Below are 20,827 nucleotides of genomic sequence, written 5' to 3' on the forward strand. Positions count from 1 at the left end.
CTCGGGATTGGTATAAGCTTGGGAGTTCCTGCGGTGTCAAAGCCGTCCGAAAACCTGGGGATCATCACAGTGATCCGGGCCCCCACTGAAAGAGCCATTGGCGCATGACGGAACAACTCGTTATCCACAGGCATGACTATGATGCCGGGAACCAGGGTCTGAGCTGGGCCCGCATTATCGGTATTGCTTTTGTAATTGCCCTGCACCTCACTGCACTGATGATGTTGCTGATTCCTGCAGTGGCGCCGAAGGCTCCGGCAGAGAAGGAGCGCACCACCATGGTTACCCTGGTGGATGCACCGCCTCCTCCCCCGCCGCCGCCGCCGCCGCCGCCGCCGGAAGACAAGCCGCCACCGCCGGTCAAGAATCTGTCGCCGCCGAAGCCGTCACCGGTTCCGCCGCCGCCGGAAGCACCGGTTGTCGATGTTCCCGAACCGCGTCCCAGCGATATCGTCACGCCGCCGAGCCCACCGTCTCCGCCGCAACCGCCGAGTGACATCGGCGCCAGTGTCGATATCTCGTCCAAGAACATGAACCCGCCGAAGTACCCGCCAGCAGCGTTCCGTGCCGGCGTCCAAGGTGAGGTCATCCTGATCGTGGATGTGGATGCGAGCGGCAACGTGACCAATGTGTCGGTCGAAAAGTCCAGCCGCAACCGCGACCTTGACCGTGCCGCGATGGACGCAGCACGCAAGTGGAAGTTCAACGCCTCCACTGTCAACGGGCAGAAAGCCGCCGGACGTGTCCGCGTCCCGGTCAACTTTGCTCTGAACTGATCCCACGGGCCGGCCACGGCCGGCCCAGGATCCTGTCTTCCTTTCGCTCCACCCTTCATCACCACACACAACAAAGGTAAGCGTCATGCTGCAGGAATTCTTTATCGCCGCCGCTGCAGGGGGCTCCAATCCGTCGGCCGCACTTTCGCAGATGGGCTTCGAGCACCTGATCACCGAAATGACCTCGAGCCCGGGCGACTTTGCCGTGTCTTGGGTCGTGTTGATCACCCTGATCGCCATGTCCGCCGCCTCCTGGTACTGGACTGTCATCAACATCTTCCGCGCCACCCGCCTGAAGAGCGCGGCTGACCGCGTCACCACCGCGTTCTGGGATGCCCCGAATGCGCAGGACGCGATTCGCGCCATGGAAGAACAGCCGGCTTCCGAGCCGTTCTCGAAGATCGCGCTGGACGCAGCCCAGGCTGCTGCTCACCACCAGCGTGCCGAAGGCAGCACCGGTGGTCTGGGCGAGAGCCTGAGCCGTTCGGAGTTTGTCGACCGCGCCCTGCGTCAGGCCGTGACCCGCGAAAGCACCAAGCTGCAGTCGGGCATGACCCTGCTGGCCACCGTCGGTGCGACCGCGCCGTTCGTCGGTCTGCTCGGTACCGTGTGGGGCATCTACGGCGCGCTGATCAAGATCGGTGCAACCGGTTCGGCCTCCATCGACGCCGTTGCCGGCCCGGTGGGTGAAGCGCTGATCATGACCGCGATCGGTCTGTTCGTCGCCATCCCGGCCGTGTTCGCGTTCAACTTCTTCTCCAAGGTCAACAGCTCGGTGATCGCCAAGTTCGACACCTTTGCACACGACCTGCACGACTTCTTCGCCACCGGTTCGCGCGTTCGCTAATCCGGTAGTAAAGAACGCCTTCGCAACGATTTAGACGGAGCCCGTTATGGCCTTCAGTAGTGGAAACAGCGGTGGCCCGATGGCCGACATCAATGTGACGCCCCTGGTGGACGTCATGCTGGTGCTGCTGATCATCTTCATCATTACGGCACCGCTGATGTCCCACAAGGTCAAGGTGGAGCTGCCAGAGGCCAACTTGATCCAGAAGGAAGATGCGGAGAAACGCGCCGCGCCGATCACTCTGGCCGTCAAGGAAGATGGGTCGCTGTACTGGAACGACGAGCCGATCTCCAAGGAAGCCCTGGAGTCGCGCCTGTCCACCGCAGCACAGCAGACCCCGCAGCCGCCGCTCAACCTGCGCGGCGACCGCACGACCAAAATGCGTACGATCAACGAGATCACCAAGATCGCGCAGGGTCAGGGCATGTTGGACGTCGGTTTTGTTGCAACCAAAGTGAAGGGGCAGTAAGCCATGGCATTTAGTACTGGTGGAGGCCGTGGGCCGATGGCCGACATCAACGTCACGCCCCTCGTGGACGTGATGCTGGTGCTGCTGATCATCTTCATTGTGACCGCGCCGATCATGACGTATCCGATCGCCGTGGATCTGCCGCAGCGGGTGCTGAACCCGCCACCGCAGACGACTGAGCCGCCGCCGCCGATCGAGTTGCGTATCGACGCCAGCAACCAGGTGTTCTGGAACAACAGCCCGACGCCGGTTGATCAGTTGCAGCAGAAGATGGAAGAAGTGGTCCAGGCCGATCCGACCAATCAGCCGGAACTGCGCATCGATGCAAATCAGGATGCGGAGTACGAGGTGATGGCGAAGGTGCTGGCCGCTGCGAAGAACTCGCAGATGAAGAAAATCGGTTTCATGCAGCAGTAAACGCATCTGCAATACCGCAACACAACAGTCATGACGCGACTGCAACGCCACCGGAAACGGTGGCGTTTTTTTGTGCCTGCTCCTGTGGGCTGGTGCCTGCGAACTGCGATCTCACCGACGCGATCGCGTGCGAACAACAGATGGACACTTCGCCTTGCAGTGCGAGATACCGAGAATCTGCAACAGCGGTTTGATGAAGTGGATTATTCGGTGCAGATACCTGCAAACCCAAGCGACTTTCTCGCTTCGAGATTCCCTTTGCTTAATCCGCACCGCTCGTTGAAGTTATGGTGGTTACCCATCATGCGGGCAAGACGGTGCATGCGTGTACAGACGTCTGGCGTTACGTAAAGCCAACTAAAAGCCAGCTAGAGAGCAACGTCGGATGGGTAGACATCTAATGCAACTGAAGGCGGCTTTCTCGCTTCGAGATTCCCTTTACTTAATCCGCACCGCTCGTTGAGTTGGTGGCGGTTACCCATCATGCGGGCAAGACCGTGCATGCGTTTACAGACCTCTGACGTTACGCAGAGCCAAATAAAAGCCAGCTAGAGAGCAACCTCAGATGTGTACGCATCACGGATCAACATGTTTAGGCGATCAGCTAGAAGCTAGCTAACAACAACACATTGCATGCGGCCGGACCACGAACGCACACGTTTATGCCATCGGCTGAGCGTCCGCTTGGACACGTGGTTCTTCGCAGAAACACCCCGCTCCCACGTTCAAGGCCGTGCTGAGACCTGTCTCGATGCGTATTCCATGGCGGCTTACCAGGTGTATGCTCGGCCATGCAGCACCCACGATCACAGCACCGGAGGCAGTCATGGCTTTCAGTACAGCAGGGACTCGGGGACCACTGGCGGAGATCAATGTCACGCCTCTGGTGGATGTCATGTTGGTGTTGTTGATCATCTTTATCGTCACCGCGCCGATGGTGACGCGCACGATGACGCTGGATCTGCCGCAGCCCACTAGCCAGCCGCGCGTGCCGCTGGAGCCGCCTGCACCGATCGCCTTGCGGCTCGATGCCGACGGCCAGGTGTTCTGGAATGCCAACCCGGTGAGCTTGCAGGATCTGCAGCCGCGTTTGATCGAACAGATGCGCGAGACGGCCGGCAATCAGCCGGAGTTACGTATCGCTGCCAACCAGGAGGCCGAATATGCGGTACTGGCCAAGGTGCTGGCAGCAGCGAAGAACGCACAGGTAGAGCGCATCGCTTTCGTGCAATAGAGCGCAGAGGTGCCTGCGTCGTGCGATGCAGGTCATCAAAGGCTCACGCGGTGTCTATCGATGCACTGCGTGAGCAGCATCGCGATGAATGTGGAGGCAGCGCAGCACCGCTCGCCTATCTCACTGGCTTGCCGTAGCGCATCGTTGGCAGCATGACGGACCGGCGGTTGCACGCTATGTGGGTTGATGCTCAGCAGCAGTAGCGGGGTGTCCATCGCCCGTTGTGGCGCCAGCCGGCGTTCCACCCTGCACTGACCTGTCTGCCGCCAACCGGCAAGACGGCCTGGCGAGAAGATTTGGCAGACCTAGAGCGGTTAACAGACTAGCGCGGCAAACAGATCGATTGCGCAGCCACCCAGCTGGCGCGGCTGGTGCTTGGTACGGCAGGTACCACGCATGCATTGCGGTTCTGAGTACGCCGCGTAAACCCATCTGACGACTGCTCACGACATTTCTGTTGGCAGTTTTTGGAAGGTGCACGCAGGCGTCGCTGCAATGCGCATCGCCTACCGCCACCAGCCAGTGCGCCGCGCAAGGTTGGCAAACCAAACATCGAATAGATAAATACCGTTACGAAAACCGCGCGCCGTGGCCTACGTCTGCGTGCCGACGCCGCGCAGCAGCTGCACATACGCCCGCACGGTCGCATCCAGGCCTGCGTACAAGGCCTCGCTGATCAGCGCGTGGCCGATCGACACTTCCAGCACGCCGGGCACGGTGGCGAGGAAATCGCCAAGGTTGGCTTGCGACAGATCATGCCCCGCATTGATTCCCAAGCCTGCGGCGGTGGCACGTCGCGCGGCGTCGGCAAACAGGGCCAGTTCGGTCTGCGGCTGCCCGCTGGCATGCGCGTGCGCGTACGGACCGGTGTACAACTCGATACGGTCCGCACCCAGTGCGGCAGCCTGGTCAAGATGCGGATTGCCGGCATCCACAAACAGGCTGACGCGGCTGCCGAGCGCCTTGAACGCAGCGATCAGTTCGCCAAGATGCGCGGTGTCCTGCGCAAAATCGAAACCGTGGTCGGAGGTCAGCTGCCCATCGCTATCGGGTACCAGGGTGACCTGCTCCGGGCGTGTGGCATCGCATAGCTCCAGCAGCCCGGGATAGCCGGCGCGCGGCGGTGCAAACGGGTTGCCTTCGATATTGAACTCGACGCCGTGCTCGCGCGTGAGCGCGCTCAGCGCCAGCACGTCGTCGGTGCGGATATGCCGCTGATCCGGACGCGGATGCACGGTAATGCCGTGCGCGCCGGCGGCGATGCAGGTGCGGGCCGCCTGTACCACGTCCGGGTCGTGCCCACCGCGGGAGTTGCGCACAACCGCGATCTTGTTGACGTTGACGCTGAGCTGGGTGGTCACGACATCGTTCTCTACGCTTGCGGCTCGCCGTCGCGGGATGCTGCCAGCGCTGCGGCCTTGCGGGCCTCGGCCAGCTCGCGCAGCCGGCGCAGTTCGGCCGGGTCGATCATGCTGCTGGTGTCGCGCCGGGTATCGTCCATGCGCGCGGCGAACCAGCCGCGGGTCCACAACAGCAGCAGCAGCAACGCCACCAATAGCGACACCACCAGCAACCACACGTGCGGCGTAGTGAAGGCCAGCACCAGCGCACCCAGTGCCATAAGCAGAAACAGCCAGTGCATGACGAGCTCCCCAATGAGTGGCGGCAGTGTAGCGCCGCGCCCGCTCTGGTTCCACGTGGGACGGGGGCGGCTTAGAGCAACGGCGACAGCAGCCGTGCGAAGGCTTCGGGCAGGCGCGAGCGCCAGAGCGGACGGCGATGCACAAAGCGCACTTCCTGCGCCTGTTGCATGTCGGTGTCGATCATCCCGGCCAGCTCGGCGGACACCGCCTGGTCGCGGAACAGCATCGACAGCTCGAAATTCAGCCGGAAACTGCGGCTGTCGAAATTGGCGCTGCCGACAATGCAGACCTCGTCGTCGGCCAGCAGCGCCTTGGTGTGCAGCATGCGCGGGCCGTACTCGTAGATGCGCACGCCGGCTTCGAGCAGTTCGTCGAAATACGAGCGCGCGGCATAGGTGACCAGGCGCGAGTCGCTGACGCGCGGCACCAGCAGGCGCACGTCCAGGCCGCCCAGCGCGGCCGAGGTCAGCGCCATGCGCGCGGCCTCGCCGGGAACGAAATACGGCGTGACCAGCCAGACCCGGTGCTTGGCCTCGTGGATGGCGGCGACCATCAGGCGGTGGATGGCTTCCCACGAGGAATCCGGGCCGGACACCAGCACCTGTGCATCCACCGAGCCCTGCGCCCGCGTGGGCACGTCTTCAGGCCAAAGCTGCTGGCCGTGGAAAGCGGCGCGCTCCTGCCGGGTGGCATACAGCCAGTCTTCCAGGAAGACCAGCTGCAGGCTGCGCACCACGTGGCCCTGCAGGCGCACATGCAGGTCGCGATAGGCATCGCTGCGCACCTGCTCGTTCTCTTCGTCGGTGACGTTGATGCCGCCGGTAAAGCCGATACGGCCGTCGACCACCAGCAGCTTGCGGTGGGTACGCAGGTTCAGCCACGGCCGCTTGAAGGGCTTGAGGAACTGCGACGGATGGAACCAGGCGGTTTCCACTCCCGCATCGCGCAGCGTGCGCAGCGCGCGCCGGGTCATCGCCGAGGAGCCGATCGCGTCCATCAACAGGCGCACCTTTACCCCGGCGCGGGCGCGTTCCATCAGCGCGTCGCAGATCGCGGTGCCGCTGTGGTCAGGCTGGAAGATGTAGTACTCCAGATGGATGTGGTCACGGGCGCTGCGGATCGCTTCGATGATGGCCGCATACGTCGCCGCGCCATCCACCAGCCAATGCACTTCGGTGGCGCTGCTCGGCGCCAGCCCGGTGGTGGACTGGGCGATCTTGGCCAGCTCGGTGCAATCGGCATCCGGCGGGCAGACGCTGCTGTAGCTTTCCATGCCCGAACGCGAGCGCCCGCGCCGCAGCCGCTGGCGCTTCACTTTTTGCGGGCCAAGCCAGTAATAGATCAGCAGCCCCAGGTACGGCAGCGCGGCCAACGACAGTACCCAACTCAGCGTGGCCACCGGCTCACGCTTCTGCAGCACGATCCAGCTGGCGATCCACAGCAGGTAGAGCACGTAGGCGGCGAGGAGGAGCGCTTCGAGATGGGGAATGTTGGCCAGCCAATCCCACGCGCCCTGAGCAAATGCGAGCATGCGCGGATTCTACGGCGCGTGCGCCGTGCTGCGATGACCGTGGTGCCAATGCGGTGGTGCTTCGGTATCCGCCTGAAAGCGTGTTCGTGTCGAAAGCACAGTCGCGGCGTGTGAGACCCGCCGGTCGTACGATGCGCCGATGGCAAGCGCAATCAAGGGCCGGGGTGCGACCGGTTATCTGCCCGGACGGTTCGAGGTCACCACCGAGCAGGCGGTAGACGATGGCTGGCACGTGGACGACAGCGAGGAGTTCGCTGCGGGCGTCCTGCGCACGCAGGTCACCGAGGAAACCGCGCGCAGCATCATCAGCCGCAACCAGTCGCCGGACATCGGCTTCTCGCAATCGGTCAACCCATATCGCGGCTGCGAGCACGGTATGGTGTTTTGGTAGATTGTTCACAACGTAGGGCTGCGTTGAACGTTGGTTAGCAGCGCTTTCGTTGAGATGGAACACTGAACGAACTAAGCTAGGTCCCGAAGCCTTGGTCGACAGTGTTCAACTTGGCCCGATGTTGGCCGCTCGCTAGATTGCATGATCCCCAAGGCCGTGATTTCTTCGTTCCGGCCCCCGGGAGAAGCAGTCTTGGATATCTACCAGCCTCAGATCGCCCAAACGGTTGCCTTGACTGCCCGTGGGCAGGCGCGTCACTTGCTGGGGTCTACCGCCGCGCTTCCCGCGGGCTTCTACTTCGTTGTCGATAGACGTACGTCGGTCCCTATCCCCGACGTCTATGACTTCTTGATTTCGGAGAACGTTAGCCTGCTGGGTAGGCCAAAACTTCGCCACCAGTCCAATACAAGTAAGGCTAACGCTGAAGACTTGGTGGACCTCCTTCTCTTCGCCAACGAAATCAGCACAACTCTTGCAGAGTTTTCGGAAGAACTGCTCCAGCAGTATGCAGATAGCATGTTGTACGTAGTGAGTCCGCAGACATCTCTGAATTACGCAGATCGGACGGTCATCAAGCGGGTCTCGACTGCAAAGCGGCTCTTCCATTATCTGCAGAATAACGGGCGTTTGAAGAATCGCTTCAAGATCGCAAAGATCCTGCAAAGAGGAATCGAAAAGCGTGTCATAGCGCCGGACGTTCAAGTGCCAAAGACGCCTGCAACGGATGCGCTGGTGAAACATATTGCTACGGACCTTGTAGAGGCAATTAGCAAAAACCTTGGCCAGATGCCCAGTGAAAAAACGCAAGTCCTGACTCGGGATCGCCTCTTGCTTGCCTTCTTGCTGAATACCGGTGCCCGGATCTCAGAGGCGCTATCAATCAAGATTAGCGATCTGCCATTTCAAAAAGTCGGTAAGGAGAATTCCCTTGCAGCTTGCCACATACAAGTAATGGGAAAAGGAGGAGCGCATCGAAAACTCATTGTACCTATTTGGCTATTGGCAGAACTAAGCATCTATGTTTCTACCGAGCGTGCCGACGCCGTACACGCTTCGAAAGGAAAGGCACAGCATAACCAAGTCTTCGTCAATCATGCGGTTGCTCGTTATTCTCGTGGTCAACCGCTAACAGCAAATAACTTCAGGAAGATAATGAGGCGCGCCGCAATACGTGCAGTTGGAGAAACCGTAAACAACAGTATCCCGTCCCCGCACGCTTGTAGACATTCTTTTGCTTTGTGGCACTTCATCCTGGAAGCGCGTGCGGGAAATCCCGACCCGGCAAAGAAAGTTCAGGCGCTTCTTGGACATGCAAACAGATCTACCACAGAACAAATATACCTAAACGCGAGCCTGCTACTAGAAGAAAAGCTGTCCGAGAAGGATCAACGCCATCTAATGAATGCACTGGATGGGTACGCAACATGAAACGTACGCGATTTCGCACGGAGTCCGGCCAAAATTCATTCGGTCCTACTCAAGTGCGCTTCTCTCGATTTGAGAAAAAAGGACTACTGCACTTTCAGTGCGAAGGGCCACTCGATGAAGATATCAAACTTTACGATTTTTCCGGATGGGCAGGTCTCTCTCAAATCGCCGAAGATCTCATTGATGCAACACTTGCCATCCTTGCATCAGAAAGAGCAACAACTCGAAACGGAACGCACCGATCGCTTCGCTACGGCATTATTCAATACTTGAACGAAACCTCTCCTAACGCCGAGCTGCGTAGCCTTAATCGAGCAACTTTTCAAGACTTTACACAATGGCTGAGCAGAGGAAGAGATGGAAAAAAAAGCGTTTGGGGCTATTCCGATAGAATGCACAAGCTGAGTGCGCTTCGCAAGATGATTGCACGGCTTTCTCCGAAGCTGTCAAAGCTGGGCGTCCAGCATGATGTTCCGATAAATCCGTGGCCTGGAGACAATCCGCGCAGAAACGAAGGCAACGACAAGGAGGCGATATCACAAGACCATTTTTTGGGATTGATGAGAGCCGCGATCAAGGCACATGAGCAAATTCTCAGAGAATTGGATGTCTCGCTTACACAGATAGATCACAATATTTCTCTCATCAAAATTAATTCAGGACTCCAAAACACTCTTGAGGGACTATGCGCTCAAGCGATAGTCAAGTATGGAGGCATACTTCCGGAGCGCAAATGGCTAAAGCAACACGAACCTGATTTTTTTAATCGCGTGGAAGAGGTGGGTTACCTGCGTGTCGCAAAGCTGATCAGCCCAAGCATCAATGACCTGTTGCCTGCCTTCATCATTCTTCAGTGCTTTACTCATTGGAACGAACAACCACTGTGCTGCTTGCGTATCTCAAACATCGACAGGTGTTCCGGATTATTCTCAAACAAGTATAAGCTATCGAGTATAAAGATTCGTGGAAAAGGCATGGTCCATCGCTCGTTCTTTAAAGGCGACGAGTTGTTCAATCCCTGCAACGTTATAGACTTCGTTGAGCGATGGACCAAACACCTTCGAGCGCACGCCCCCCAACGAATACGTGACGACCTATTTCTGTACGCGTGCAAGTTCAAGACCAGAAAGATCGGAGCAATCCGCTCGCTGGGACAACCGCTCCGTGGGACCTACAATCTTTCAGCCGAAAGGAAGTCCAGGTTCTTCAAAGAGCGAGGCCTCAGAGCCGCAGGCTCAAGTGCCATTCGGTTAGCGGGGGCTGAATACCTCAATGAGATACTTGGAGATACGGAGAAGGTCCGTGTTCTCCTTGGACACAGCACGGTCTCGGTCACACACAACAACTACCGTTCTAAAGTAACTCGCAGAAATGACGAGGAAGCGTTAGCTGGAGCCATGGCTTTACAGTTTCGCTACCATGATAGCAATGCGAAAGTCGACTCACGCAGTCACTTCGGCGATCGATCTGCGGCGTCACCCGGCTACCAGTGTCTGGATCCATTTCAAAGCCCAATGCCGGGTCAAATTAACGGGCGCATGTGCACTGGCTATGGATTATGTCCGGCGTGTCCTCTTGCCGTCGAAATGAATGACGATGTTTCCATCGGGCGCAGAATTCAGATTTTCGAGAGGTACGGTGAAGCGCTCCGCACTCTTGGCACGCAGCGTTTCAGAGAGCGGTATGGAAATGCATACGACCGCCTTGGCTCAGTTCTCGCATCCACGCTTAAGAAGTCAAATGTGAAGCGACTGGAACAATTAGTTCTCAACCCCATACCGCCGTTGGAATAGAATATGCCAACACGTGAAAGAAAAAAGCTGAGCCGACTTACTTTCGCAGGTGCAGATTTTAACGCTCGCGTCTGGATGCTTCCCAATGAAACCCCTGGTCAAGTAAAAAAGAACGCGGTGATGAGATGGGACAGGCTTCTTATAAATGGGGAGTCGCTTTTCGCGCCTGAACATCAGGATCTTCTCTTCTCTCTTAAATGCTTCGTATGGACGCTGGTTTACATGCCGCAAGGATCTGCAGCTACAACTGCGGGCGGCCTACAAAGGGTCCTTATTGGAGTAAGAGACCTCGCGAGCTTCATGATTGATGAGGGCATAAAGGATCTCGACGAGTTGGACACAGGAGACTCATGGGCCTTTGCTGAGTACGCAGTTATAGTGCACGAAGCAGGAACAAGGGATGCAGAACATTGGGGCGCCTCACGAAGGCCTACCCACGCTGGCGTTATCCCATCTGTCAATGTTCTAACTCTGATCTATAGGCAGCGCTTAGCAATGTCCAGCCTAGGTGCCAGGACTCTCAAAATTGCGCCTTACGATGACAAGTCGCCCTACGAAGTAGTGAACAAAGAATTAGGACTCAAACGAGGAAGTAAAACCATACCTGCGATTCCTGATGAGGTTGCGATACCGATACTAAATGCGGCGTCACGCGTTATGGACCGCTCAGTGGAAGCACTACGCGTTGCAGTAGGAAAGATTCTTACCATCAGGGGTTTTAAAAAGGATTGGGACGAGATTAGCGCTGCTGATCGTCTAGAGTTGTACGCTCAGGTCAACGCGTTCGCAAAGGAGATGCAGATACCGATGCCTAATGGCGAGGAATCACTGTTACTTGGTGAAAAGGCTACCAGGCGGAACTCCGAAGGCGATCATTTTGTTCTTGACAAGCCGCTTCTCGTACTTCGTTATTTAATTGTCACGTGTGTTGCAGCCTGCTCAATCGTGCTGCAAGCGGGAACAGGTATGAGAGCCCATGAGCTACTCAGCTTACGCGCAAAAGCCAGTCGAACTAATGGTTGGCCGGCGTGTTTGCATAGCTCGGTTACTCCCGATGGATTGTTAGAGATGTTTTATGTGGAAGCCACGACTGCCAAGCGTGGTAGGCCTAGACAGGCAGATTGGCTAATTGGCGCAAGACCGGTTGGTGCTGACTACATGCCTCCTACAGTGCGCGCTGTTTTGGCGCTCAACGAGCTTCTTAAAGAGTTTCGCGACCTCGGTGGTCAATCCGAGCTCCTTATCACTCTAAGAGCGAAAGGTGGGCTTCCCACGACCGCCGCTTCAGTCACGTCCATGAATGGTGGTTACCTCGCAAGATTGCAGCGGGAGTTTCTTCTGAACTGGGTAGACTTTAGCATGCTCGCTGGGCAGGAGCATGCGGCCTACAAGAAAGGGCGAATTAGGCCGCATCAATGGCGACCAACTTTTGCGACATTCGTTTTTCGGACTAATCCCAATATGCTCAAACCGCTCAGCGAGCATTATAAACATGTAAACGATGCGATCACGTGCCGATATTACATAGGAAATGACCCAACGCTCGTTTCAGCGTGTTCGGATGCTCAGGCGATGTCAGCGGTACACGTTCTTCGCTCAATAACCTTCTCATCTGCCCCAATGGCCGGCGGGTTCTCTAAGGTTGTAAGTGCGGTACGTAAGGCACTGAGCCTGGAGCTGACTAGCGAAAGCTTGTCGGACGACGAAACCGCTGCCCGCTACGTCAACGAGAATGAGGTGTCATTGTGGAACACACCTTATGGCCGCTGCTGGGCGTCGCAGCTTCCGTCAAAGAGTTTGTGCAATCAGCGTGCGGGCACGTCTACATTCGCAGCGACCAAGCCCAATCTCAAAGTTGCCCATCTGGAGTTATGTCTAGGTTGTAGTTGTCTTGCCATTAGTCCTGAACACGAGGACTTCTGGCGTAATCGACGCGACGAGAACCAAGTGCTGATCAAGCGGGCACATGCGTCTGGAGACAAGGCGAGCCTGGCAATCGCCACACGGCGTAGGAAGCAATGCGATGCGATCCTTGCTGCCCTCACTGTTTAGTGCGCTTGTTTCTGAAGTTCCTTTGCATGCTGCGCACAGTGGGATCGGCGCCGAGCTCGATCAGCGCTTTCTGAGCTCGATCTAGCTCAGCACGCTGGGAGGCGATCACCGTAACCAATTCCGCTTTAAGTTTCTTTAGCTCTGCGATTTCCTGACGCAACGCCTTGATGGTGGATGAACTTGGAGCTGCCTTTTTCGCCTTCAGAACTGCCATTCGGATCGCAGGGTACTGACAGCCGTCGTAACCAATAAGGGTGCGACTCACTCCCGCTTCTAGGGCGACATTGGCGATAGAGACTAAGTTGTAGGTTTTACCGGCACCAAGCTTCGAATCGAGACTTGCTCGAAGCTTTGGGTGAGCCGGTTCACCATCGCGTAGTCTCTTCAGAGCATCTTCCAACTGCTGTTGAGTTGAATCTTTCATTGACCACTCCGTTTTCCAGAGACGCGCTCCCAAGGTGATCTTAGTCGCAGTTTTTCAGATGTCAGAGATTCCCTAAACACAGTTACACTGTGACGTTTTGACTAGCGCAAGCTCAGCCTGCAGCCTACGAAAAATCCAAGCAGTAGAACCGTAGTCAGTATGGATGCCACAAGTGCTCGCCGGGGGCTGCCGTAGAGCGTTCGGCGGTAGCGCTCCCTGTTTCTCTGATGAAGGCGTCGCCCAATTACCCAGACGCAGGCTGGAATCACCATCAGCGGAGAACTCGCGATCACCTGGATCCAGGGCTCGGCGAAGCTTCGATGATTCATAGTCCAGGCAACCGCTTGCGTTGGGAGGCCAAGGTAGAGAGCCATTGAGGCCACCTGGGTAAGGTGGAATCGAAAGCCGACCCTTGGCTTGGCGCGCCAATCCAAGTGTGTAATGACTACCTGAAGCCGGTACACCAAAGCGCAGATCAGCGATATCGCGACGATTCCCAGGTAGGCCACCGCTGGGAACACATACGTGCTGATCTCCAGCCATGTCGACATATTCTCAAAGGCTATCTGACCGAGCTCGGCTACGATCCTGTCCTCCGTCGTGTCGAAGAACATGGAGCGGTACTGGTCATAGGCGATCGCCCAAGGCGCAACCGCCATGGTTACCAATGGCCAGCTTCCTTTGAAGGCGTCCCGGATCGCATCTCTAAGGCGAGCCTTTGGCGGTATCGGAAACGACTTGGGATCGCCCCAGATGGGGAAGGCAGCCAACAGTGCATACGGATGGGCCTGAGACCAGCGCTTTGCCCGACGCTCCCATCTGTATCCGACAGCCTTCATCGTTCGAGCCGCTTGAAGTACAAGGAGCTCAAGATGCGTCAAGAGCACCAGGCATCGGTAGGCTCCTAGGTGTAGCAGCCCACGTTTAGCTGCCAGCCTCCGTGCTCGTTTTGTGGCGTGTGCGGGCGGGCTTGGGATTCTATTCACGTGAACCACTTTATGCGGGCATTGCCTCTTCAACTACGGAGTCTCCGAGCTGCAGGGTTCCATTGGCAGGCCTAAAGATTGGAGCTTTCTTGCCGAGTCCAGGCGTTCTGATGCGATGCCGCAACGCATAGCCATCCATGCAGGCGATACGCACGGGTCTATCGGAACGAAAAAAGGGCCCGCAGCAATGCGGGCCCTTTTTTATTCTTACTTTTTCTTGGTGGGAGGCGGCGACGGACGGTTGTGTTCTTTCTGAGTGGTCCGCGGGTGGATCTCCGCGAAGCGCTCGGTCACAAACCGACCAGTCTCCGAGCTGCGGAAGTCCGCAGGGCCCTTCTTACTGGACATATTTGATCCTTCTTGCGAGATCTCTCTAGAAGACGCTCTGCTCCAAGTCCAGGCCCCGGACCCAGTGGGCCGGGGCCTTCCTATTAGCCCTTAGCGGCGCGGATAGGAGCGGTAATGACGGATGACGTGTTCCACACGGCCGAAACGACGGCGGGTGTAGGCACGTACCGGCACATTCTTGGTATGCATAGCTACTCTCCTTCGGAGAAGGTGAGAGGAGCACGGTCTCGCCAAGAGAGCTCCAGGGTTGCCCGTGCGTGTTGTTGACACGCTTCGGTGAACCATGGAACCATTGTCTGGTCGAACGCAAACGACAAGACGGCACTTGGCAGTCTGACAGGTGAGTCCCCTCCGGCACTCGCTCCTGTCCCCGGCCTTGTTACCCAGGAATCGCGCGCCAACGCGACCCTCGGTGACGTCTACATTGTTAAAGAACTGACCCTCGCCCTAAACGGCGGGGGTTTTTTCGTGGCCTTCACGACCAAGTAACTGTACGGTAACCTGCCTGCGCCATTCAGTCAAGCCATTTCAGGAAAGTCTTACTCAAGCATCGACGCTAGCGGCCCTGCCCGGGCCCTGGGGCCGTTTGCAGGGTGTCCAGCTTACCCACGTAGCATTTGCCTGTGAATGGCCCCCAGTGCGTTGCAGGGGGCTTTTAGAGGCCTATTACTTTCGATCTAGTCCGTAGCAAATATCGTTTAAGTTCGCCAAAAATCGGCAAAGATCGTTCAAAAGTATTTAAAAAGTCGCATCTTGACGGAATCGTCAGCGAAAATGTGCAGATGCGGTAAACATGAGGGTTCATTAGTGCCAGCACGCCTGAGGCAGGCCCCCCCAAGGGGCGTTGGGGAACCGAGTGACGGGTGCCGCTGTTGCTTCTGTGGCCCAAGAGACGGAACCAATCTGTCTATGACCGGTGATATGTCGGCAGCAGTCGTATGGATACACCTTATATATGTGTTCTAGCTGCGGGCCGGATGCCTGTCGCCGGTTCGCTTGGGGAGCTGAGGTTTTTGGCGGACGACCGCGTCGGAATAGGCTTTCAAAGCCAGAGCCAGTGCGGGGGGAAGGAGTGGATGGGTGACCACGCGACTGGCAAGATGGTCATGGGGCTGTAGGCGAACTGCTCGTCTGAGCCCTCTGCTTCAGTACGGCGTTCAAGCTGCTGCGCCAGTCAAGGACCTGGGAATGACCTGATGGCCGTGAAGGCGGAAGCGTTCCGGGGACTGTCCTGCTAGGGCCAACCACGTCATGAGCCTGAGCCAGCAGATGGGTGAAGAAAAGGCCACGACGGTCGCTTTAGTGCGCGCATGACCGATGATGGGTCCTTCGCACAGCTGCTGCAGACGCGTTTTTGTGTGGTAGCTGAGGCCAACTGTGGTCGCAGCCATTGCTGCCCGCAGGCCCTGGTACGGTCATGCCGTTGTTGGCCTCCACTACTTCTCCAAGTCTAAGAAGAAATGCGATTGCCGGCCACATGCTGGAAGGATATCAAGAGCTATCGCCTGTAGGGTTCATCCCGACATACTGCGGTACTTGCGGTGTTCTACCCTAGGGAAAACTCACGGACGGGCTTTGCATGAAAGCGTTCCAGACTGCCATTCTAGAATTGCTACAAGAGCTAAGAGTATTTGCGAAGCAAAATTTTCCAGAGGAAGTCAGGGATCTTCTCGCGCAACTGATCGAACGACTTGAGCTCGTTCTCGAATCTACCCCCGACGATCCAGACCCTGAGATCGACGAGCTGAAAGAGGAGCTACTTGCTGCAGCTAAGGCCCTGATCGAAGCTATCGCTACCTATTTAGCTTCACTGACAGCGTCTCCTGAGCAACGGGGAAGTGCCCTTGGCCATCTGATCAGTTGCTTGTGGCGCCTTGATCGCGCCCTGACCGCAATCGAAAACGCATTGCGGCCCAGACGCAGATTTGGACCGTAATGACGGCGGCCGTACCCTGCTAGTTATCTACTGTTGATGGCGAGCCCGACTGGAATCTCAGTACAAGTAGCGCTTTGCACCTAAATCAGCGGTTGAGCTTTGCCTCAAAGGAATGCTGCAGAATGACCAAGAAGGTCTTCCTCGCCCACAACGCATGCTTGAACGCAGGCTATGACCTCAATGTGCTTCGCTCTGGCATTCAAGGTTCCGGAAGCAGCATTGTAGGCACGCCAGAGGAGGCAGACGAGATTGTCTTCTCCGGGTGCTCGGTGCGCGAACACTGGGTAGATGATGCAATCAGCCAGTTAACCGAGGCCAGTAGCCGAGCACCCAACGCTCGTATCGTCGTGACAGGTTGCATCGCCAACACCAGAGCAGACAAAGTTCGCGCGAGCGTCAATAGTGACCAATTAGACATTCTTCCCTTGGACGAAGTTCTCCGGGAGAGCACTAACACTCCGTTTGAGGAGGTCGATCGCATGTTCTCGCAGAGCGCCGAGAACAGCTTTGAATCGACCTCAGCCGGCGGACTCCACAATCTTCGTACACGCGTCGGCTCAGCAAAGTCGAGGGTGCTGGCCGAGTTGGAAGAGGAAGACCGAAGACACGGCACGAGCCTGGTTCGGGCCTATCGGCAGACGACAAAGGGCTTTGTCTTCTACGATGAGAATGATCCGTGCGAGATGATCACAGTCACTCGAAGCTGTCTCTATCAGTGTAGCTTTTGCAATATCCCCCAAGGCAGGGGCGAGTACACGTCCGTACCGCTCTCAGACATCCTTGGAAAAGCCCGTGCGGCCATTGCGATGGGAAAGAATCACCTGGTGTTGATTGGCGATGAAGTTGGTAACTACGGCAAGGGCGGCAGCGGCCCGGGCTTCAAGGAATTGGTTCAGGCACTTCTGGACCTGTCGACGGCTGTACGGCTGTCCATCCGGTATATCGAGCCAAAACCATTCCTGCGCAACTTCCCGGACATCCTGGCTTGGGCGAAGGCCGGCAGGCTTCAGTTGTTATACCTATCGTTGCAAAGTGGATCTCCTCGGATTTTAAAGCTTATGCGGAGAGGCTATGACATCGACAAGGTTGCGCAATTGCTCAGTGAGTTCCGTGGCAGCACCACTACCGTTCTATACGGCAACTGGCTGATCGGGTTCCCAGGCGAGTCAGATGAGGACTTCGCGAGAACTCAGGAGGTCGTACGCTCTTTGAATTTCCACATCAACGTCGCCATTCCCTTCTCGGCACGTCCTGATACACCCGCATATAGCATGGAACAACTGGACAGTTCAGTCGTCAGTACACGCATCCAGGCGTTGACGGAAACGGCAGCCGATCTCAAGTGCGAGCTGATGCGCCCGATGATGGAAGACCTAGACGACGAACGCCGGACCTCGCTTCTTGAGCTGATCCGCAAGGGCGAGCAGGACCAGTACGCTACCCCGACAATTACCCCGCGACGCTCCATCCCTCTGATCGTGCAAACCTTATGAACAACCTCCATTGGAGCGAGTGCCCCCTAGTTATTGTCGACGTAGAGGGCAATGGACAAGAACCGCACGATTTGATCGAGATCGCTACAGTCCAGATCGTAAATAGACAAGCCCAGGCACCAAGATCCTGGGGCGTGCGACCCCCACGCCCCATCACGGATCGGGTCACTCAGATCCACGGGATCACAAATGCCATGGCTGAGAGGTTTGAGCCATGGGCTGCCAATGCGACAGAGATTTTGGGCCAACTGGAAGGCCGCGTAGTGGTCGGCCACAACGTCAGTGTTGATGCGCGCGTAATCACTCACACTCAACCGGACTGGAAGCCGCTGTCACTTATCGACACCAGGGCGTTAGCCAAGCACGTGCTACCCGGCAGAGGTGACTACTCTCTCAGGTCCTTGGTGGCGGATGTTCTTCCCGACGCGGAAGCGTGGACGCATCATAGGGCTGCAGACGATGCCCTTGTAACCGCCAAGCTATTCCTTCACCTGGCTTCTGTCCTGGAGAAGACGATTGATCTCAACTTCCTGGCACTCGCTCAGATAGCGTGCGCCAGTGAAGACAGCTACGTTAAATCACAGCAAGGAAGCCTGTTCTAATGGCCAAGCACATCGCAATTACTGGAACCCATTCCACCGGCAAGTCCACGTTCGTTGAGTTCATCTCAGAGATAGCACGTGCCAGGGGCCTGCGCGTCGGAACGGTAAAGGACAACGCATCCGAGTGCGCCCGGTTGGGCTTCGGCATTCTCAAGAATCACACCTTCGAAAGCACACTGTGGATTATGGCGACTGTGATCCGCGAAGAGCAGTTTGAGAGCTTAGGTGCGGACTTGGTGATTGTGGACAGACCGGTCTCAGACGCCATTGGGTATCTGGAGGCGGCCTTGTCGGCTAACGAAAGGAGCATTCCGACTGACGAGATGGAGTACCTATACGCACTTGCCAAGCTCCACTCACCGCGCTACGACTTGATTTTCAAGAGTGTTTTGAATGAACAGATTGAATTAGGGGAAGGCCGTGACCCAGACCTACTGTTCCGCAAGGACGTGGACCAGCGGATCAGCGAAGTGCTTGCCACACTTGGCATCACCCCACTTGATCCGTCTGACGACAACGCACTGGCTGAGGTACTGAAGCTGGTCGACGAACTGGCCATAAAGCTGGAAGCTGCATCGTATTCATGAAGAACCTCGGCGAGGTTCATTTCATCTTCAGATGCCAAGTGAGCTCGAACCAAACGCAGCGCGAATACACTGGGAAGCGAAAAAACCCTAGCCCTGTGTACTGACGGAGAGAGGGGGGCATCGCCTGGGTAACACCGCTAAAACGGCAAACCACAAAGTGTTCGAGCACCGCCAACGTAGCCGGTATGGCTTGTCGCATCCTCCTACCGCATTGATCAGATCATCTCTAGCCTCCGATATGTGGACCATGCTTATACCCACGAGTCCAGTCAGGATCGACCGCGGTGCTCAGATAGTTTCGTACAAGCCTCGACCCCGTAAGTTGCAGCAGATGCGCTTCATTCGCCGCAATTGCTTCAACGTCCGATACTGAAGGAAAGTGACGCAGAAGTCGGTATGCCTCCGTTCGGACCGCTTTGGGCACGGCCGTATTAGCGGAAAGTTCTTTAAGAAACGCCCCAGCCTGGATAAGGTTGCGCGTGCGCTCGACTGGCATCGTCATTTTTTTCTCTCTCAGGTACGCTGCTGCCATCTCGCGGGTGTGCGCGCCTACGGTAAATTTTTGACTCCACATCCGAACCTCGATCAGGGCAGTGTCTGGTTTGCGGTGGACGGAGGCCCATTGTTGGGCTGTGGCACATCTGACCAGTACGACGTTCCTTCTGGCAGCAACATGCTCAGGAAGACATCCAGAAGGACAGGCCGCTTCCAATTCGGATCCGGTACAAAGCGGTACTCATCGCGTGCCAGTGTATTGCTGGTCGATCGCGAAGTTAGCCAACGCGCTCGCCGACGCATCTCATCTAACATCGCGTTACGTGCAGCTTCTTGATTCATGCCCGTTCGCAAGAACGCAGCGGCCGCCCCCCTGGCCCCGTACCATGCCAAGTAGCGCTTGCGCGCCAAGCTGAGCTTGGCCCACTCATTTGTCATCAAATGCATGATCATGGATGCGCCGGCCGGCTCGAGCGTTTGGCGACGTAACAAATGGGTGAGATAGGTTTCAATCTCGGCATCGGCCAACGCGCCCCATAGCTCTACCTTGGCGTCCCTTGTATCGGGGCGCGCCGCCAGCTCCACCAGAATGGCGTGAAGTCTGGCATGGAGATCCTGCGGACTGCCCCAAGCGGTGGGATAGAACCACGCCAGCGGCTCGTACAGTGCGCGCCGAATGCCGGGTTCCTGGCTCTGGGAGACCCGTATCACTCCTGCATTCTCCAAGCGCTCTAGCAACGAGTGGCTCAGCGCTGTCCCGGTGCTGAAGGGCGCATGGGTCGAGGTAGACAGTTCAAGCGCATACCAAGACGCAAGACGTATCAAGCCCAGCGACTGTGCATAGGGCACCAAGTCGCAGGCGGCGGGCGGCAGAGTCGGTTGAGTGGTTGCACATACCATCGCACCTCTCGCGAGTAAGCCGAGGATGCTACCAGTGACTGCCCGCTTTATCTACACGTTTTTCATGTAACCGGTAGGTGGGTCATAGATTGCTCAGTCGTCCAAGCCCGGTGACGACTGTGGCGTCAAAAACCATTTATCGTGATGACTATCGAAATCTGGTCGAACGGCTACGTGACCGCCGTGAGACGCTAGGGCTGTCGCAGAGTGACGTGGCCCGCGCACTGGGCTGGCCACAGCAGCGCGTCTCTGCGGTTGAGGCCGGCGCTCGTCGGCTGGATGTCATCGAGTTCTTTCAGCTGACCTCGACCCTGGGCCTCACCGCGTCGCAAGCCGTCAAACTTGTTTTTCCGCCCGCCTGAGGCTATTGCCGGCAGGCCCTTGGCTTATCGAGAGTAGGGCAGCACTCCACAACCTAGGGACCTTTTGAACAACAACGCGATCCAATGTTGCGTCGAGAATAATACTGCCGCAT

Annotated in this window: 20 protein-coding genes and 1 pseudogene; 14 read left to right on the plus strand and 7 right to left on the minus strand. The window is 57.1% G+C overall.

Annotation, left to right across the window (positions count from 1 at the left end; all coding sequences use genetic code 11):
* The first annotated feature begins 218 nt into the window (after window positions 1–218).
* The 5 genes from VC212_RS20280 to VC212_RS20300 all read left to right on the plus strand — a co-directional run bounded on the left by VC212_RS20280 (window position 219) and on the right by VC212_RS20300 (window position 3,743).
* Window positions 219–776 carry an energy transducer TonB gene (locus VC212_RS20280; protein ID WP_029218135.1) on the plus strand — a complete coding sequence of 186 codons (558 nt, stop codon included), beginning with the start codon at window positions 219–221 and terminating at the stop codon, window positions 774–776.
* An 85-nt stretch (window positions 777–861) separates the two neighbouring features.
* A complete protein-coding gene (gene exbB, locus VC212_RS20285; RefSeq protein ID WP_005912445.1) occupies window positions 862–1,623 on the plus strand; it encodes a TonB-system energizer ExbB in 762 nt (253 codons plus the stop codon).
* A gap of 46 nt (window positions 1,624–1,669) precedes the next feature.
* Entirely contained in the window at window positions 1,670–2,092 is a 423-nt protein-coding gene (locus VC212_RS20290) for a biopolymer transporter ExbD (protein WP_005912447.1), read from the plus strand.
* A gap of 3 nt (window positions 2,093–2,095) precedes the next feature.
* Window positions 2,096–2,509 carry a biopolymer transporter ExbD gene (locus VC212_RS20295; protein ID WP_055852577.1) on the plus strand — a complete coding sequence of 138 codons (414 nt, stop codon included), beginning with the start codon at window positions 2,096–2,098 and terminating at the stop codon, window positions 2,507–2,509.
* An 826-nt stretch (window positions 2,510–3,335) separates the two neighbouring features.
* Complete coding sequence (locus VC212_RS20300; protein ID WP_323519630.1) at window positions 3,336–3,743, plus strand: biopolymer transporter ExbD; 408 nt, start codon at window positions 3,336–3,338, stop codon at window positions 3,741–3,743.
* Between the two features lie 593 nt (window positions 3,744–4,336).
* Here VC212_RS20300 and VC212_RS20305 read toward each other — a convergent pair.
* The 3 genes from VC212_RS20305 to cls all read right to left on the minus strand — a co-directional run bounded on the left by VC212_RS20305 (window position 4,337) and on the right by cls (window position 6,917).
* Window positions 4,337–5,104, minus strand: coding sequence for a pyridoxine 5'-phosphate synthase (locus VC212_RS20305; protein WP_323526756.1), 768 nt, complete (start codon window positions 5,102–5,104; stop codon window positions 4,337–4,339).
* 11 nt (window positions 5,105–5,115) lie between these two features.
* Window positions 5,116–5,385 (minus strand): hypothetical protein, encoded by a 270-nt coding sequence (locus VC212_RS20310; protein ID WP_323526757.1) that lies wholly within the window; start codon window positions 5,383–5,385, stop codon window positions 5,116–5,118.
* Between the two features lie 71 nt (window positions 5,386–5,456).
* The gene (cls, locus tag VC212_RS20315; protein ID WP_115526543.1) at window positions 5,457–6,917 is read right to left on the minus strand and encodes a cardiolipin synthase; all 1,461 of its coding nucleotides are present in this window, start codon (window positions 6,915–6,917) and stop codon (window positions 5,457–5,459) included.
* Between the two features lie 139 nt (window positions 6,918–7,056).
* On the opposite strand from cls, the pseudogene VC212_RS20320 reads away from it, so the two are divergent.
* The 4 genes and pseudogenes from VC212_RS20320 to VC212_RS20335 form a co-directional block, all read left to right on the plus strand.
* Window positions 7,057–7,293 (plus strand): annotated as a pseudogene (locus VC212_RS20320) (radical SAM protein); the annotation flags it as partial.
* 207 nt (window positions 7,294–7,500) lie between these two features.
* Window positions 7,501–8,736 carry a tyrosine-type recombinase/integrase gene (locus VC212_RS20325; RefSeq protein ID WP_323526758.1) on the plus strand — a complete coding sequence of 412 codons (1,236 nt, stop codon included), beginning with the start codon at window positions 7,501–7,503 and terminating at the stop codon, window positions 8,734–8,736.
* Window positions 8,733–10,529 (plus strand): hypothetical protein, encoded by a 1,797-nt coding sequence (locus VC212_RS20330; RefSeq protein WP_146095753.1) that lies wholly within the window; start codon window positions 8,733–8,735, stop codon window positions 10,527–10,529. The genes VC212_RS20325 and VC212_RS20330 overlap by 4 nt, the downstream gene beginning before the upstream one ends.
* A gap of 3 nt (window positions 10,530–10,532) precedes the next feature.
* Complete coding sequence (locus tag VC212_RS20335) at window positions 10,533–12,581, plus strand: hypothetical protein (protein ID WP_146095752.1); 2,049 nt, start codon at window positions 10,533–10,535, stop codon at window positions 12,579–12,581.
* On the opposite strand, the gene VC212_RS20340 is transcribed toward VC212_RS20335, so the two are convergent.
* Together VC212_RS20340 and VC212_RS20345 are read right to left on the minus strand one after the other, a co-directional pair.
* Entirely contained in the window at window positions 12,571–13,005 is a 435-nt protein-coding gene (locus VC212_RS20340) for a hypothetical protein (RefSeq protein ID WP_146095751.1), read from the minus strand. The two genes, VC212_RS20335 and VC212_RS20340, sit on opposite strands and share 11 nt — an antisense overlap.
* Before the next feature lie 101 nt (window positions 13,006–13,106).
* Window positions 13,107–13,844, minus strand: coding sequence for a hypothetical protein (locus tag VC212_RS20345; RefSeq protein ID WP_146095750.1), 738 nt, complete (start codon window positions 13,842–13,844; stop codon window positions 13,107–13,109).
* Window positions 13,845–15,918: 2,074 nt separating this feature from the next.
* On the opposite strand from VC212_RS20345, the gene VC212_RS20350 reads away from it, so the two are divergent.
* From VC212_RS20350 to VC212_RS20365, 4 genes are all read left to right on the plus strand, one after another.
* Window positions 15,919–16,275 (plus strand): hypothetical protein, encoded by a 357-nt coding sequence (locus VC212_RS20350; protein WP_146095749.1) that lies wholly within the window; start codon window positions 15,919–15,921, stop codon window positions 16,273–16,275.
* Window positions 16,276–16,397: 122 nt separating this feature from the next.
* On the plus strand, window positions 16,398–17,768 hold the full coding sequence (locus tag VC212_RS20355) for a radical SAM protein (RefSeq protein WP_104576989.1): 1,371 nt from the start codon (window positions 16,398–16,400) through the stop codon (window positions 17,766–17,768).
* Complete coding sequence (locus tag VC212_RS20360) at window positions 17,765–18,370, plus strand: 3'-5' exonuclease (protein ID WP_184391049.1); 606 nt, start codon at window positions 17,765–17,767, stop codon at window positions 18,368–18,370. Before VC212_RS20355 ends, VC212_RS20360 begins: the two co-directional genes overlap by 4 nt.
* Window positions 18,370–18,957, plus strand: coding sequence for an AAA family ATPase (locus VC212_RS20365; RefSeq protein WP_104576987.1), 588 nt, complete (start codon window positions 18,370–18,372; stop codon window positions 18,955–18,957). The genes VC212_RS20360 and VC212_RS20365 overlap by 1 nt, the downstream gene beginning before the upstream one ends.
* 226 nt (window positions 18,958–19,183) lie before the next feature.
* Here VC212_RS20365 and VC212_RS20370 read toward each other — a convergent pair whose 3' ends face one another.
* Both VC212_RS20370 and VC212_RS20375 read right to left on the minus strand, forming a co-directional pair.
* Window positions 19,184–19,531: a BPSL0761 family protein gene (locus tag VC212_RS20370; RefSeq protein WP_323526760.1), complete on the minus strand. Its 348-nt coding sequence runs from the start codon at window positions 19,529–19,531 to the stop codon at window positions 19,184–19,186.
* A gap of 11 nt (window positions 19,532–19,542) precedes the next feature.
* On the minus strand, window positions 19,543–20,163 hold the full coding sequence (locus tag VC212_RS20375) for a hypothetical protein (RefSeq protein ID WP_323526762.1): 621 nt from the start codon (window positions 20,161–20,163) through the stop codon (window positions 19,543–19,545).
* Window positions 20,164–20,471: 308 nt separating this feature from the next.
* On the opposite strand from VC212_RS20375, the gene VC212_RS20380 reads away from it, so the two are divergent.
* Window positions 20,472–20,714 carry a helix-turn-helix transcriptional regulator gene (locus VC212_RS20380; protein ID WP_104577004.1) on the plus strand — a complete coding sequence of 81 codons (243 nt, stop codon included), beginning with the start codon at window positions 20,472–20,474 and terminating at the stop codon, window positions 20,712–20,714.
* Window positions 20,715–20,827 lie beyond the last annotated feature (113 nt).

It is taken from the genome of Xanthomonas sp. WHRI 8932A, from assembly GCF_035012785.1.
In the GTDB taxonomy this organism is placed as follows: Bacteria; Pseudomonadota; Gammaproteobacteria; order Xanthomonadales; family Xanthomonadaceae; genus Xanthomonas.

Coding starts and splice junctions, on each gene's coding strand:
- VC212_RS20290 (WP_005912447.1), top strand. CDS start 1,670: ATGGCCTTCAGTAGTGGAAACAGCGGTGGCCCGATGGCCGACATCAAT.
- VC212_RS20365 (WP_104576987.1), top strand. CDS start 18,370: ATGGCCAAGCACATCGCAATTACTGGAACCCATTCCACCGGCAAGTCC.
- VC212_RS20310 (WP_323526757.1), bottom strand. CDS start 5,385: ATGCACTGGCTGTTTCTGCTTATGGCACTGGGTGCGCTGGTGCTGGCC.
- cls (WP_115526543.1), bottom strand. CDS start 6,917: ATGCTCGCATTTGCTCAGGGCGCGTGGGATTGGCTGGCCAACATTCCC.
- VC212_RS20350 (WP_146095749.1), top strand. CDS start 15,919: ATGAAAGCGTTCCAGACTGCCATTCTAGAATTGCTACAAGAGCTAAGA.
- VC212_RS20370 (WP_323526760.1), bottom strand. CDS start 19,531: ATGTGGAGTCAAAAATTTACCGTAGGCGCGCACACCCGCGAGATGGCA.
- VC212_RS20295 (WP_055852577.1), top strand. CDS start 2,096: ATGGCATTTAGTACTGGTGGAGGCCGTGGGCCGATGGCCGACATCAAC.
- VC212_RS20340 (WP_146095751.1), bottom strand. CDS start 13,005: ATGAAAGATTCAACTCAACAGCAGTTGGAAGATGCTCTGAAGAGACTA.
- VC212_RS20355 (WP_104576989.1), top strand. CDS start 16,398: ATGACCAAGAAGGTCTTCCTCGCCCACAACGCATGCTTGAACGCAGGC.
- VC212_RS20330 (WP_146095753.1), top strand. CDS start 8,733: ATGAAACGTACGCGATTTCGCACGGAGTCCGGCCAAAATTCATTCGGT.
- VC212_RS20280 (WP_029218135.1), top strand. CDS start 219: ATGATGTTGCTGATTCCTGCAGTGGCGCCGAAGGCTCCGGCAGAGAAG.
- VC212_RS20300 (WP_323519630.1), top strand. CDS start 3,336: ATGGCTTTCAGTACAGCAGGGACTCGGGGACCACTGGCGGAGATCAAT.
- VC212_RS20335 (WP_146095752.1), top strand. CDS start 10,533: ATGCCAACACGTGAAAGAAAAAAGCTGAGCCGACTTACTTTCGCAGGT.
- VC212_RS20360 (WP_184391049.1), top strand. CDS start 17,765: ATGAACAACCTCCATTGGAGCGAGTGCCCCCTAGTTATTGTCGACGTA.
- VC212_RS20345 (WP_146095750.1), bottom strand. CDS start 13,844: ATGAAGGCTGTCGGATACAGATGGGAGCGTCGGGCAAAGCGCTGGTCT.
- exbB (WP_005912445.1), top strand. CDS start 862: ATGCTGCAGGAATTCTTTATCGCCGCCGCTGCAGGGGGCTCCAATCCG.